A 13691-nucleotide genomic window follows, 5' to 3' on the forward strand; every position below is an offset into this window, starting at 1 on the left:
TTGTAGGCATGATGCTGCATTCCTCCGCCTCAGGTCCTGTTGTTCAGACCTTCCCTAACCGGGATCGCTGATGAGACAGCGTCACCACTCTCACGCTCACAGGCGGACCAAAGCCCGTGATTGTTTTTTAGGATATCGCGCTCCATCTTGAGCGTGGTGTCTTCTGTCCGCAGCCGGCCAGCTCGCTTTCCATCTTGGCCAGGCCGATCGACTTGGCCAGGGCTACGGTTTGGGCCTTGAAGTCATCGGTATATCGACGACGGGTAACGCGTTGCATGGGAACCTCCAGGTTGCGATGAAAGTATCGCTTCATGGCGTCCATTACTGCGGGGCAGGTTCAACGCGCCGCAAGCCGGCGCGGCTTAGCAAGCGGCACGGCTTGAAGCTGCGACAGTGCGATGAACGCGAAGGGCCGGGAACGCCGGCAGGCGGTGGAACCGGTGATCGGGCACTTGAAGCAGGAGCACAGGCTGGATCGGTGCTGGCTGAAGGGGCCAGGCGGGCGATGCCTGCAACGCGGTGCCCAGCGCAGCCGGCGACAACCTGCGCTGGCTGATGCGCTGTCGCGTTTTCGTGTGCCTGGCTCCAGCTGATCGCGCGGGCGACGCGCCAAGGCGGATCAATCTGCAGGTCGATTGCGACTTGCTGAGAAAGATTTTTCAGGGCCGGCGACGTCGCAGGGCGCAGCATGCGCCGCATCAAGGAGGATCGGAGGTTCGGGTTCGGTATCTGGCGCTTCGTGATTCTGCTGGTCGTGCTGGCGCTGCCGCCCGCGGCATCGGTGGAAGCGCGGCTGCCCGCGCTCGAGGCGTTGCGGGCGCAAGGCCGGATCGACCCGGCGCAACACGAACCCCGGCGCCAGCAGATCCTCGCCGATCTGTGAGCGCGCCGTGGGCGGCGGACGGCCTCAGCTGTCGCCGCCCGCGTCCACCCAGACCCGCATCTCGCCTTCGCCGCGGTTGGCCCAGGCGAAATAGGGCACAAAGGTCAGGGTCTGCGCCTGCCGCGATGCCGGCGGCGCGTCGTAGCGGTACAGCGGCAGGACGTCGGCCTGGGCGGCGTCGTGGCCGTGCAGGCGTTCGCCCTCGGCCTGCAACAGCACCTGTCCGGCCAGCGCGCCGCTGCCGGGTGCGGTGCGGATCGCCGCAGCGGCGGGTAGGCGCAGCTGGTGCAGCTGCGCGCCGTTGTCGGCCTGCTCCAGGCAGTACACCAGCGGCCCGCGTTGCAGCGCGACCTTGCCGGCCAGATGGCGCACGCGCGGATGCCCGCTGACCCGCATCACCGGCATCGGCAACTGCAGGTGCAGGGTGTCGCCGCGCTGCCAGCGTCGGCGCAGCACGCAGTAGCCGTGCTGCAGGTGCTCCTGGATCGCGACCGCGTCGCCGTTGAGCCGCAGTTGCGGCGCGCGGCACCAGTCGGGCAGGCGCAGCGCCAGCGCAGCGTCGATGGGCGCGTCGCAGTCCATGCTCAGTTCCACCTGTTCCTGCCACGGATAGTCGCTGCGCTGGCGCAGCGTCAGCGTGTGCCCGTCCACGTCGAAGGCGGCATCGCTGCCGACGTACAGGTTCACGTACAGCGTGTCGTCGCGGCGGGTATAGATGTAGTGGCCGAGCGAGGTCAGCACGCGTGCGATGTTCGGCGGGCAGCAGGCGCAGCCGAACCAGCGCTGGCGCACCGGCTTGACGTGGTCGAAGCCGTGGTTGCCGTGCACCGTGGGCGGATGCACTTCCAATGGATTGACGTAGAAGAAGTGGCGCCCGTCCAGCGCCATGCCGGCCAGCACCGTGTTGTACAGCGCACGCTCCATCACGTCGGCATAGCGGCTGTGCGGCGCCAGCTGCAGCATGCGGTTGGCGAACATCATCAGCCCGATCGAGGCGCAGCTTTCGTTGTAGGCGGTGTCGTTGGGCAGGTCGTAGTCGACGCTGAAGGCTTCGCCGTGGCTCTGCGCGCCGATCGCGCCGGTGAGGTACAGCTGCCGCTGCGTGGTGTTCTCCCACAGCCGCTCGCAGGTCGCGCGCAGCCCGGCATCGCCACTGTGCCGCGCCAGGTGCGCCACGCCGGCGTACAGGTAGACGAAGCGCACCGCGTGGCCGACCGCGGTGGTCTGCAGCGCCACCGGCACGTGCGCCTGGCTGTAGGCTTTGTCCTGGATCATCCACGCCGGTCCATGGCCGCCCCAGAAGTAGCTGCGCCCGCGCTTTTCGTATTCTTCGTCGTAGTAGTGCGGCGCGGTGCCGCGCTGCTCGACGAAGTAGCGGGCCAGCGCCAGGTAGCGGGGCTCGCCGGTGGCCTCGTACAGGCGTATCAGCGCCAGTTCGATTTCCGGATGCCCGGGATAGCCGTGCAGTTGCTGCGGGCCGGGACCGAAGGTGGCGTCGATGTGGTCGGCGAGCCGGCACACGATGTCCAGCAGCGCGCGCTTGCCGGTGGCCTGGTGGTAGGCGACGCCGGCCTCGATCATGTGCCCGGCGCAGTACAGCTCGTGGCATTCGGCCAGGTTGCTCCAGCGCTGCTCCGGCGCCTTCACCGTGAAATAGGTGTTGAGGTAGCCGTCTGCCTGCTGCGCGGCGCCGATCAGCTCGATGGTGGCGTCGGCATCGCGTTCCAGCGCCGGATCGGGATGCTGCGCGAGCAGGTAGGCCACCGCTTCCAGCCACTTTGCCACGTCGCTGTCCTGGAACACCATGCCGTAGAAGGCGCCGTCGCTGCGCCCGGCGGCGATGCGGAAATTCTCGATCGCGTGGCTGGGCTCGGCATCGGCGACGTTGTCGTTGAGCGCGTCCCATTGGTAGGGCAGCACCACCTCCTGCACCAGGCGCTGGTAGCGCTGCCAGAACGGGTCGGCGATGCGCAGGCGGTCGAGCGGGAGTTCGGGCGGCGGGGCGAGCGAATGCGGCATGAGCGTGGCGATCCTGGGGAGGGAGAGAGGGGAGGGCATCAGTGCACCGGGCGTGCGGCCAGGTCGGCGGCGACCTCGGCCAGCAGCGGCCGGCGCAGGCGGCAGCGGTAGATCACCACCGCCAGCAGCAGGTGGATGGCCGCGGGGATCAGCGTTTCCAGCAGGGTCATCGCCTGCAGCGAGGCGGTGGTCTGGTGCTCGGCGCCGGCGCGGTAGCCCACGCGCACGAACAGGTAGCTGATCACCACCGCGCTCGAGGCCCAGGCCAGCTTGATGCAGAACAGGTTGAAGGCGAAGTTGATGCCGGAGGAACGGATCCGGTTCTTCCATGCGCTGTAGTCGTCGGCGAAGGCCATGATCGAGAAGTGCAGCGGCAGCGCGAAGCCGAGCACCAGGCCGTTGACGAAGATCAGGCCCAGCCACAGCGTCTGCTGCGCTGGGCCGGTGGGCATGTACCACTGCAGCACGCCCAGCGCGGCCAGCGCCAGGTTGGTGTGCAGGTACAGCACCAGCGGATCGAAGCGGCGGCACAGCGCGTTGACCACGATCGCGCCCAGCACCGTGGCCAGCGCCACCATCGCGAAGAACAGCGAGGTGTAGCCGGCGCCGCCGCCGAGCACGTAGGTGATGAAGTACAGGTAGCCGCCGCCGCGGATGTTGAACACGTTGATCAGCAGGAACGACATCAGCAGCACCAGCCGCATCTGGTCGTTGCGCAGCAGCCCGCGCAGGTGCTGGCCGACGCCGGCCTCGCCCATCAGGCTAACCGGCACGCGCTCGCGCACGGTGAAGAAGCAGCACAGGAACATCGCCACCGCCAGCACGCTGAGCAGGCCCACGCCGAGCTGGTAGCCGCGCGCGACATCGCCGTCGCCGAGCATCCGCACCAGCCACGGCAGCCCGACCGAGACCAGGAAGCCGGCGATGCCGCACAGCACGAAGCGCCATGACTGCGCCGACACCACGTCGCGGTGGTCGCCGGTCATGCTGTTGATCAGCGCGCAGTACGGCACGTTGATCGCGGTGTAGCACAGCGACAGCAGGAAGTAGCTGGCGAAGGCGTAGGCGACCTTGGCCGCGTAGCTCAGCTGCGGCGTGCTGAAGGTCAGCACGCAGGCGATGCCGATCGGCAGCGCGATCCACAGCTGCCAGCCGCGGAAGCGGCCCCAGCGGCTGCGGGTGCGGTCGGCGAGCAGGCCCATCAACGGATCGGACAGCGCGTCGGCGATGCGCAGCACGGTGAACAGGGTGCCGACCAGCGCCGGGGTCAGCCCGAACACGTCGGTGTAGAAGAAGGTCAGGAAGTTGGCGATCAGGCAGGTGACGATGGTGCCGCCGGCATCGCCCAGGCCATAGCCGAACTTCTCCAGGCGCGAGAGCTTGTGCGTGGCGGCCTGTTCGGCGCTCGCGGCGACGGAGACAACGGCGGTCGCGTTCAACGGTACGGTTCCTTGCGGGACGCGGGGTTGGCGGCACGCCAACCTCGCATGCCGCCGGCCACGGGACAAGAGCCGGCGCGGTATAAAAACGGTACGATTCCGACTTGCGTGGCGGCGGCCGGGCGCATGGCCTTGCGGCGCATTGTTTGCTGCAATGCAGCGTGGCCTTCGCGGCGGGGAGACGTTTCCGACATGCTCGAACTCGCAGTCGCCTATCCGATCCGGGTCCAGAACGGCGGCCTGTTCATTTCCCGCGGGGTCGGCGCGCATCCGGCGCGGGTGATCCAGTCCTACGAGCTGATCTTCGTCGAGCGCGGCGCCTTGTCGATCCGCGAGCAAGACATCGACTTCCACATCGACCCCGGCGAGACCCTGATCCTGTGGCCGGGACGCGAGCACGCCGGGCTAGGCCGCTTCCCCGACGATCTGCGCTTCTATTGGGTGCACTTCGAGCTGGAGCCGGCCGCCGCCGCGGGCGCCGCGACGCTCCTGTCGATGCCGCAACGCACCGCGATCCACGATCCGGAGCGCTTCGTCGGCCTGTTCCGCTGGTTCCTGAGCGAGCAGGAGGAGCGGCGCACGCTGCCGATGCTGGAGCCGATCGTGCTGTCGATGCTGCAATGCGTGGCCGGCGCCTGGCCCGACCCGCACGATTCCGACCGTGCCGGGGTGGCGCTGGCGTACCGCGCCAAGCAACTGATCGGCACCCGGTTCCACACCGCGCTCAACACCTCCATGCTGGCCGCGCAACTGCACTGCAACGCGGATTACCTGGGGCGCATCTACCGCCGCGCGTTCGGCACCACGCTGACCGAGGCGGTCCACCGCCAACGCATCGCCTTCGCCGAGAAGCTGCTGCTGGTGAACGCCTGCAGCGTCGACGAGATCGCGCAGCGCGCCGGCTTCAGCGACGGCGGCTACTTCCGCCGCATCTTCCGCCAGCGCCTGGGCATGACCCCGACCGCCTACCGTCGGCTGTACTGCAAGGAGCACATCAACTCCGGGTGAATGCGCGACCGCCGGGGCGCTGCGGCGCGGCCGCGGTCGCCTGCGCATGGCATTGCCACGCGGCGTCGATGTCCGGGGACGCCTGCGAAGGAAGAACGCGCTGACATGGAGCGGCAACGCCTGACGACCGGGCCGCTGCTGGCCGCGCTGGCGGCGCTGGACGGCTAGCGCATTTCGACTGTGGTATTTGCAGCCAGCGGAGTCGCTCCCACAAGTGGCGTCACTTGGATCGAAAGTGTTCTAGGGCCGCTTCGCCGACCGCGCGCGCGGCCCGGCCGTCAGGCGTTGCCTGCGACCGCGCTGCTGCGCGGTGTGGAACTGCTGCCGCGCTTCTTCAGCGTCAACCGGCGCATGCACGACAGGGCCTGGATCGCCGACGGGCGCATGGCCGCGGTCGGCGGACGCAACGTCGGCGCATGCTTCGATGCGTCCGGCGACACCAACGACACCGATACCCACACCGGCCTGCGGGCCAAGCGGGTGCTAGCCGAGCTGCTGCACGATCTCGCGCGCCATCGCGCCCAGCGGCAGGATCTTTTCCGCGCCGCCGCGCTTGATCGCTTCCTTGGGCATGCCGAACACGACGCTGCTCTGCTCGTCCTGGGCCACGGTGCGGGCGCCGGCCTGACGCATCTCCAGCAGGCCGACCGCGCCGTCGTCGCCCATGCCGGTCATGATGATGCCCAGCGCATTGCCGCCAGCGGCGCGCGCGGCGGAACGGAACAGCACGTCCACCGACGGCCGGTGCCGGTTCACCGGCGGCCCGTCCATCACTTCCACGAAATACTGCGCGCCGCTGCGGCGCAGCAGCATGTGCTTGCCGCCGGGCGCGATCAGCGCGCGGCCCGGCACGACGCGGTCGTTGTTGGCCGCTTCCTTCACCGAGATCTGGCACAGCGTGTCCAGGCGCGCGGCGAACGCGGCGGTGAACTTCTCCGGCATGTGCTGGACGATGACGATGCCCGGGCTGACCCGCGGCAGCGCGGTGAGTACTTCCTCCAGCGCCTGGGTGCCGCCGGTGGAGGTGCCGATCGCGATCACCCGTTCGGTGGTCTGCGCCAGCGGCCGGCCGCCCTGCGCCGGCAAGATCACATCGGCGTTGTGCTTGACCTCCGCTTCCACCGCCGCCGCCGCGCTGCGCGCGGCCAGGCGCTTGACGTTGGCGCGCGCGGCGGTCCGCACCGTGGCCACCAATTCTTCGGCCGAGTCGGTGAGGAACTGCTTCAGGCCAAGCTTGGGCTTGGTTACTACCGCCACCGCGCCGGCGGCCAGCGCGTCCATGGTCACCCGCGCGCCTTTCTCGGTGAGCGTGGAGCAGATCACCACCGGGGTGGGGCGCTCGCCCATGATCTTGCGCAGGAAGGTGATGCCGTCCATCTTCGGCATTTCCACGTCCAGCACGATCACGTCCGGCCATTGCTGGCGCATCTTGTCCATGGCCAGCAGCGGATCGGCGGCGGCGGCGATCACCTCGATGCCGGGCGCCTCGTTGAGCACCGCCACCAGCACCTGGCGCACCACCGCCGAGTCGTCGACCACCATGGCCTTGATCGTCGTCATCACGCGTTCCTTTGAAGGGCGGCCACGGCGCTCATGGCTTGCGGAATACCGACGGCGCCAGCTGCACCACGTCGTTGTTGATGTCGTTCAGGCTTTCCGAATGGCCGATGCAGAAAATGCCGCCGCGCTTGAGCGTGGACAGTACCCGCGCGACCACTTCGCGCTTGGTCTGGCCGTTGAAGTAGATCATCACGTTGCGCAGGAAGATCACGTCGAACTGGCCCAGGTTGGGCAGCGGGGCATTGAGGTTGGCGTGCAGGAAACGCACGTTGTCGCGGATCCTGCGGTCGATCAGCAGGCTGCCTTCGTACTCGCCGTGGCCCTTCAGGCAGTAGCGCTTGAGCAGCGTCGGCGGCATGTGCTCGATGCGCTGCAGCGGATAGTGGCCGGTGCGCGCCTTGGCCAGCACCCGGGTGCTGATGTCGGTGCCGACCACTTCATAGGCCCGCCCCTGCATGGCGTCGTCCAGCACCATCGCCATGCTGTAGGCCTCCTCGCCGCTGGAACTGGCCGCGCTCCAACTGCGGAACGGCGCGCCGCCCTTGTGCGCGTTCGCCAGCTTGCGCAGCAGATCGAAATGCCTGGGCTCGCGGAAGAAATAGGTCTCGTTGGTGGTCAGCAGGTCGATCGCGGTCTGCACCTCGCCGCTGCCTTCGCGGCTTTCCAGCAGCTTCAGGTACTGGGTATAGGTCTGCAGCGAATGCACCTTCAGCCGCTTGCCCAGGCGTCCGCACAGCATCGCCTTCTTGGCCGGAGAAATGGTGATGCCGGCGGCGTCGAAGATGAAGCGCTGGAACTTGCCGAATTCCTGCTCGGTGATGGTCTCGGTGCTGGTCATGAGGGTCCGCGTGTCAGTGGGGCGGCGCTTGCCGCGTTGGGGCCGTGTTCCTGCAGCCGGGCCTGGTGCTCGAGCAGCCAGGCATGCAATGCGCCGCCGCCCATCGGCCGCGCCAGCAGGTAGCCCTGGCCGAGATCGCAGCCCAGTTGTTGCAGCAGTCGCCAGTCTTCCACCGTCTCGATGCCTTCGGCGACGGTGCTCAGGCCCAGCCGCTGGGCCATGCCCAGGGCCGATTCCAGCACGGTGCGCAGATTGCGGCTGAGGTGCGCGTCGTGCACGAAGATGCGGTCGATCTTCAGTTCGGTGAAGGGGATGCGGGTCAGTTGCTGCAGCGAGGAGAAGCCGGTGCCGTAGTCGTCCAGCGACAGGCCGAAGCCCTGCAGCCGCAGCCGCGCCAGCATGCCCAGCGCGCTGGCCTCGACCAGCGAGCTTTCGGTGATTTCCAGGACCACGTCGGCCGGCGCCAGTCCGTGGCGCTGCAACTGGCTGTGCAGTTCGTCGAGCAGTCCCGGGTCCTGCAACAGCAGCGGCGACAGGTTGATCGCCAGGGTCAGGCGCAAGCCGGACTGCTTCCATGCCGCCAGCCGCGCCATCGCCTGGTCGGCGACGCTGGCGGTCAGCGCGTGGATCAGGCCCTCACGCTCGGCCAGGGCGATGAAGCGGTCCGGCGCGATCTGGCCGTTGCGCGGATGGCGCCAGCGCGCCAGCGCTTCCACGCCGTGGACCTGGCCACTGCGCATGTCCACCTTCGGCTGGTACGCCACCTCGATGTCGCCGCGGCGCAGCGCCTCGTGCAGCGTCGCCGCGTCGGTCGCGCCGTCCAGCGCGGCGTCGGTCCGCGCCGCCGGCGTGGCCGGCGCGGGGTGCGCCTGCAGCGCCGCACCGAGCTCGGCCGCGCGCAGCGGCTTTTCCAGGCCGGCCAGTACCTGCAGGCCGCTGGCGCGGCCGACCTGCAGCACCGATTCGATCAGCGCCGCACCGCGTTGCGAGACGACCACGATCGGCACGCGCACGCCGCAGCGGGCCAGTGCGTCGAGCAGTTGCACCCCGTCCATGCCGGGCATCTCCAGGTCCACGATCAGCAGTCCTGGCGCCGGCCCCTGGGTCACCCGCGCCAGCGCCGCATGGCCGTCGTGCAGGCCTTCCACCGCCACCGCGCCCAGCCGCAGGCACAGCGCCAGCACGTGCTCGCGCTGGACCTGGCTGTCGTCGACCACCAGGATCGTGCCGAGGTGGCTGAGCGAGGCGATTTCATGAACGAGCGGCATGAGGATTCCGGTGGGAAGGGGCGGACGCGGGCGCCACGCGCGCCGTGCCGCGCGGGGAATTCAGGCGGCCATGCCTTCCTCGACATCCGACGCGATGCCGGCCATGGCGACGAACTCCTGGGTGGACAGCGCCGCATCGGCATCGAGCAGGATCACGAAGCGCTCGCCGACCTTGCCCATGCCGTGGATGAAGTCGCGGCGGATGCCGGCGCCGAAGGCCGGGGCTGGGGCGATATCGGCGATCTCCAGCACTTCGCTGACCGCGTCGACCAGCAGCCCCAGCACCTGACGCTCGTTGCCGTTGGCCACCTCGACGATGACGATGCAGGTGCGCTTGGTGACGTCGCTGGCGGCGCGGCCGAAGCGTTGCTGCAGGTCCACCACCGGCACCACCGCGCCGCGCAGGTTGATGACCCCGCGCAGCGCCGGCGGCATCATCGGCACATCGGTCGGCGTGCGGTACTCGATGATTTCCTTGATGCCGAGGATGCCGACGCCGAACATTTCCTTGCCGAGCAGGAAGGTCAGGAACTGGTCGGGAGCCAGATCGGGGGCGCCGGACGGCGCGGACGGTTCGTGGGCGGTCATGGCCTGTCCTCAGAAGCTGTCGAAGTGGACTTCGTCCGGCGCATCGCCGGCCAACGCGAGCTGGTCCCCGGCGAAACGCACCAACGGTTTGCGGGTCGCGGCATGCGTGGGCGGCGCCGGCTTGCGCGCTGCCGCGGGCGCGGCGCGGCGCCGCGGCGCCTGCGCCGTGGCGCCGAGCTTGAAGAAGCGCATCAGTTGCTGCAATTGCTCGGCCTGGCCGCTCATTTCCTCGGCGATGGCGGCCAGTTTCTCGGAATTGGACGCGGCGTGCTGGGTGGTCTGGTTGAGCTGGCCGACCGCGGCGTTGATCTGGCCGACGCCGGAGGTCTGTTCCTCGGAGGCGGCGGTGATCTCCTGCACCAGATCCGAGGTGCGCTTGATCGACGGCACCATCTGCTCGAGCAGCTTGCCGGCGTTTTCGGCCAGCTCGACGCTGGAACTTGCCACATCGCCGATCTCCTGCGCGGCGACCTGGCTGCGCTCGGCCAGCTTGCGCACCTCGGCGGCGACCACGGCGAAGCCCTTGCCGTGCTCGCCGGCGCGCGCGGCCTCGATCGCCGCGTTCAAGGCCAGCAGATTGGTCTGGTAGGCGATGTCGTCGATGATGCCGATCTTCTGCGCGATCTGCTTCATCGCCGCCACCGTCGAGCGCACCGCTTCGCCGCCTTCGGCGGCTTCGCTGGCGGCCTTGCCGGCCATGCCGTCGGTGACCTTGGCGTTCTCGGTGTTCTGCGCGATCGAGGCGGTCATCTGCTCCAGCGAGGCGCTGGTCTCCTCCACGCCCGCCGCCTGCTCGCTGGCCGCCTGGCTCAGCGATTGCGCGGTGGTGCTGACCTGGTCGGAGGCGCTGGCCAGGGCCTCGGCGTTGCCGTTGACCTCGCCGACCACCTGCGACAGCCGCGTGATGGTGTTGTTGACGTAGCTCTTCATCTCGGCGTACGCGCCGTCGTAGTGCTGGTCGATGCTCTGGGTCAGGTCGCCGTCGGACATCGCGCTCATCACCCGCACCACGTCCTGGATGCTGTTGCCGGTGGTGCCCACCAGATCGTTCAGGCGCTGGCCCATCTCGCGCTGGAAGCCGGCCAGGCCGTCCAGGGCGACCTGTTCGGAGAAGTCGCCGCGGTTGGCGGCCTGGACCACGCGGCGCTGGCCGTCGATGACCAGCTTCAATCGCTCGACCATGCTGTGCATCGCGTACAGCGCGCTGCCCCTGTCGTTGGCGCCGATCCTGACGTCCAGCGTCAGGTTGCCTTGCGCCACCTGGTTGGCGATCTCGGCCACGTAGGCCGGTTCGCCGCCGAGCACGCGCATCAGCCCGCGCACGATGAATACCGAGACCGCGATCCCCAGCAGCACCGAGACCGCGATGGTGGCGAGGATCAGCGTGTGCGAGGACGCGTAGGTGGCGCTCGCCGCGGCGCTGGCCTGTTCGCCGCTGCCGGTGTTCAGTTCGATCAGTTTCGCCAGCGCGGCAGCGGAGGCATAGTAGAGTTCGCGCTGCTCGCCGTTGAGCAGCGCGATCGCGTCCTGCGTCTTGTTCTGCGAGGACAGTTGCAGCATGGTTCGGTTCAGCGCCAGGTATTTGTCGAATTCCGCGCTGAACCTGCCATACAGCGCTTTTTCCTCGGGCGAGGAATCGAGCCTGAGGTAGGCGTCGCGGTCCTTGTTGAACTGGCCGAGGAACTCCTCCATCCGCTGCTCGTAATTCTGCTTGTCCTGCGGCGTGGTGCTGATCACATGCTGCAATTCCTGAATCCGATAGTTCGACATATCGGTGTTCATCGCCTGGGCATAGCGGATGCCCGGCATCCTGATGCCGCTGATCTCCACCGAGGCAGCGTTGATCTTCGCCATGGCGTAGGTGGCGAAGGCGCCCATGCCGAGCAGCAACAGCAGCACCACGGCGAAGCCGAGGCCGATTCTCATGCCGATTTTCATATTGGCGAACATCTTGGGCTCCCTGTGTCGAAGGTGAAATGCCGGCCGGTCTGGGGCTGCGCGGAACGCATGTGTTTGCAGCGAAAGGCCAGGAAAAGGGGGGGCGGTCAGAAGCTGTCGAAGTGGATTTCGTCCGGCGCCGCCAGCAGCGCCAGGCCGCTTTCGGCGTGGGCGAACGCGCGCGCGCGCGCGCCGGCCGACGGCTTCTTCGTCGCGCGCGGCGCACCGACCGACCGGCGCGGCGACGTCGCCTGGTTGGTGCGGAAGAAGCCCATCAGCTGCTGCAACTGCTCGGCCTGGCCGCTCATTTCCTCGGCGGTGGCGGCCAGTTCCTCGGAGTTGGCCGCGGCCTGCTGGGTGGTCTGGTTGAGCTGGCCGACCGCGGCGTTGATCTGGCCGACGCCGGAGGTCTGCTCCTCGGAGGCGGCGGTGATCTCCTGCACCAGGTCCGAGGTGCGCTTGATCGACGGCACCATCTGCTCGAGCAGCTTGCCGGCGTTTTCGGCCAGCTCGACGCTGGAACTTGCCACATCGCCGATCTCCTGCGCGGCGACCTGGCTGCGCTCGGCCAGCTTGCGCACCTCGGCGGCGACCACGGCGAAGCCCTTGCCGTGCTCGCCGGCGCGCGCGGCCTCGATCGCCGCGTTCAAGGCCAGCAGATTGGTCTGGTAGGCGATGTCGTCGATGATGCCGATCTTCTGCGCGATCTGCTTCATCGCCGCCACCGTCGAGCGCACCGCCTCGCCGCCCTCGGTGGCCTCGTTGGCGGCCTTGCCGGCCATGCCGTCGGTGACCTTGGCGTTCTCGGTGTTCTGTGCGATCGAGGCGGTCATCTGCTCCAGCGAGGCGCTGGTCTCCTCCACGCCCGCCGCCTGCTCGCTGGCCGCCTGGCTCAGCGATTGCGCGGTGGCGCTGACCTGCTCGGAGGCGCTGGCCAGGGCCTCGGCACTGATGTTGACGTCGCCGACCACCTGCGACAGCCGCGCCACGGTGGCGTTGACGCTGTCGCGCAGCTCCTTCAGCTGGCCCTGGCACTGGACGCTGGCGGTGCGGGTCAGGTCGCCTTCCTCGATCGCCTTGAGCACCTGGCGCGCCTCGTTCAGCGGGCCGATCACCGCATCCAGGGTCTGGTTGATGCCGTCGACGATGCGGCGGAAATCGCCGTTGTGCAGGCTGGCGTCGGCACGCACCTCGAGGCGCCCGGCGCCGGCGGCCTCGGCCAGCAGGTTGGTGTCGCGGATCAGCGCGCGTAGGTTGGCGCGCACCTGTTCGATGGTGTCGTTGATGAACGCCTTCTTGCCCGGGAGGGTCTCCAGCGGCGCATCGAAGTTGCCGCGGCCGAATTCGGCGATGCAGGCCATGGCCTTCTTCTTGACCGCGATGTGGCCGGCGACCATGCGGTTGATGCCCTCGGCCATGGTGCGGTAATCGCCCTCGAAGCGCTGGCTGTCGATGCTCACGTCGATGTCGCCGGCATCGTGCTCGGCGGACATGTGGTTCATCTGCGCGATCAGCCCCAGCAGGTTGCGGCGCACCTGCTCGACGGTGTCGTTGATGAACGCCTTCTTGCCGGGGAAGCTTTCCAGCGGCGCCTGGAAGTTGCCGCGGCCGAACTCGGCGATGCAGGCCATGGCCTTCTTCTTGGTCGCGATATGGTCGGCGACCATGCGGTTGACGCCCTCGGCCACACTGCGGAAGTCCGCCTCGAAGCGCTGGCTGTCGATGACGGCGTCGATTGCGCCCGCGTCGTGCTCGCGCGACATGGTCCCGATATCCTCGCTGAGCCGACGCACGCACGACTGCACCTGGCGCAGCGCCAGCAGGATCTCGCAGGCCTGGTCGTTGCGCACCGTCGGCATCACCACGTCGAAATCGCCGCGGGCGAAGCGTGCCAGGGTGTCGGTGCAGATCCGCAGCGAGCGGCAGCTCACGTAGACCGCGCGGGCGAGCACCGCACCGCCGGCGACGGCGGCCGCCACGCCCAGCGCCAGCGTCTGGCTCGCGGGCAAGGCCAGCGCGAAACCGGCCGCGCTCGCCGCCAGCGGCAGCGACACGGCGATGGCGGAGCTGGTCCAGAGCTTGGTGGAGAGTGCGATATGGGACATTGCGGTGTACCTATGGAGGGTGGGCGGCATGGCGCCGGGTGGGGG

General features: G+C 68.5%; 11 protein-coding genes and 2 pseudogenes. 4 read left to right on the forward strand and 9 right to left on the reverse strand.

From position 1 onward, the window contains the following. Positions 1-127 precede the first annotated feature (127 nt). Positions 128-277: a hypothetical protein gene (locus G4Q83_RS07165; RefSeq protein WP_158255038.1), complete on the reverse strand. Its 150-nt coding sequence runs from the start codon at positions 275-277 to the stop codon at positions 128-130. A gap of 139 nt (positions 278-416) precedes the next feature. Here G4Q83_RS07165 and G4Q83_RS23150 point away from each other — a divergent pair. Together G4Q83_RS23150 and G4Q83_RS07175 are read left to right on the forward strand one after the other, a co-directional pair. Further along, positions 417-649: pseudogene (locus tag G4Q83_RS23150) on the forward strand (IS5/IS1182 family transposase); the annotation flags it as partial. Between the two features lie 39 nt (positions 650-688). After that, a complete protein-coding gene (locus tag G4Q83_RS07175; RefSeq protein ID WP_128420818.1) occupies positions 689-883 on the forward strand; it encodes a hypothetical protein in 195 nt (64 codons plus the stop codon). 24 nt (positions 884-907) lie between these two features. Here the strand turns inward: G4Q83_RS07175 and G4Q83_RS07180 are convergent, their stop codons facing one another. Both G4Q83_RS07180 and G4Q83_RS07185 read right to left on the reverse strand, forming a co-directional pair. Continuing rightward, entirely contained in the window at positions 908-2902 is a 1995-nt protein-coding gene (locus G4Q83_RS07180; protein ID WP_128420817.1) for a glycoside hydrolase family 127 protein, read from the reverse strand. A gap of 38 nt (positions 2903-2940) precedes the next feature. Beyond that, positions 2941-4341: an MFS transporter gene (locus G4Q83_RS07185; RefSeq protein ID WP_128420816.1), complete on the reverse strand. Its 1401-nt coding sequence runs from the start codon at positions 4339-4341 to the stop codon at positions 2941-2943. A 192-nt stretch (positions 4342-4533) separates the two neighbouring features. Here G4Q83_RS07185 and G4Q83_RS07190 point away from each other — a divergent pair, with 192 nt between their 5' ends. After that, positions 4534-5349, forward strand: coding sequence for a helix-turn-helix transcriptional regulator (locus G4Q83_RS07190; RefSeq protein ID WP_128420815.1), 816 nt, complete (start codon positions 4534-4536; stop codon positions 5347-5349). Between the two features lie 261 nt (positions 5350-5610). After that, positions 5611-5832 (forward strand): annotated as a pseudogene (locus G4Q83_RS24525) (phospholipase D family protein); the annotation flags it as partial. Here the strand turns inward: G4Q83_RS24525 and G4Q83_RS07200 are convergent. The 6 genes from G4Q83_RS07200 to G4Q83_RS07225 all read right to left on the reverse strand — a co-directional run bounded on the left by G4Q83_RS07200 (position 5833) and on the right by G4Q83_RS07225 (position 13646). Next, the gene (locus tag G4Q83_RS07200; RefSeq protein WP_128420813.1) at positions 5833-6909 is read right to left on the reverse strand and encodes a protein-glutamate methylesterase/protein-glutamine glutaminase; all 1077 of its coding nucleotides are present in this window, start codon (positions 6907-6909) and stop codon (positions 5833-5835) included. 31 nt (positions 6910-6940) lie between these two features. Then, positions 6941-7747: a CheR family methyltransferase gene (locus G4Q83_RS07205; protein WP_128420812.1), complete on the reverse strand. Its 807-nt coding sequence runs from the start codon at positions 7745-7747 to the stop codon at positions 6941-6943. Continuing rightward, positions 7744-9015, reverse strand: a complete 1272-nt coding sequence (locus G4Q83_RS07210) for an EAL domain-containing response regulator (RefSeq protein ID WP_128420811.1) — start codon at positions 9013-9015, stop codon at positions 7744-7746. The genes G4Q83_RS07205 and G4Q83_RS07210 overlap by 4 nt, the downstream gene beginning before the upstream one ends. Positions 9016-9075: 60 nt before the next feature. Then, positions 9076-9603, reverse strand: a complete 528-nt coding sequence (locus G4Q83_RS07215) for a chemotaxis protein CheW (RefSeq protein WP_128420810.1) — start codon at positions 9601-9603, stop codon at positions 9076-9078. Between the two features lie 9 nt (positions 9604-9612). Beyond that, the gene (locus G4Q83_RS07220) at positions 9613-11529 is read right to left on the reverse strand and encodes a HAMP domain-containing methyl-accepting chemotaxis protein (protein ID WP_246432312.1); all 1917 of its coding nucleotides are present in this window, start codon (positions 11527-11529) and stop codon (positions 9613-9615) included. 119 nt (positions 11530-11648) lie between these two features. Further along, the gene (locus tag G4Q83_RS07225) at positions 11649-13646 is read right to left on the reverse strand and encodes a methyl-accepting chemotaxis protein (RefSeq protein ID WP_185817367.1); all 1998 of its coding nucleotides are present in this window, start codon (positions 13644-13646) and stop codon (positions 11649-11651) included. Positions 13647-13691 lie beyond the last annotated feature (45 nt).

Origin of the sequence: Xanthomonas theicola (assembly GCF_014236795.1) — a bacterium.
GTDB lineage: Bacteria > Pseudomonadota > Gammaproteobacteria > Xanthomonadales > Xanthomonadaceae > Xanthomonas_A > Xanthomonas_A theicola.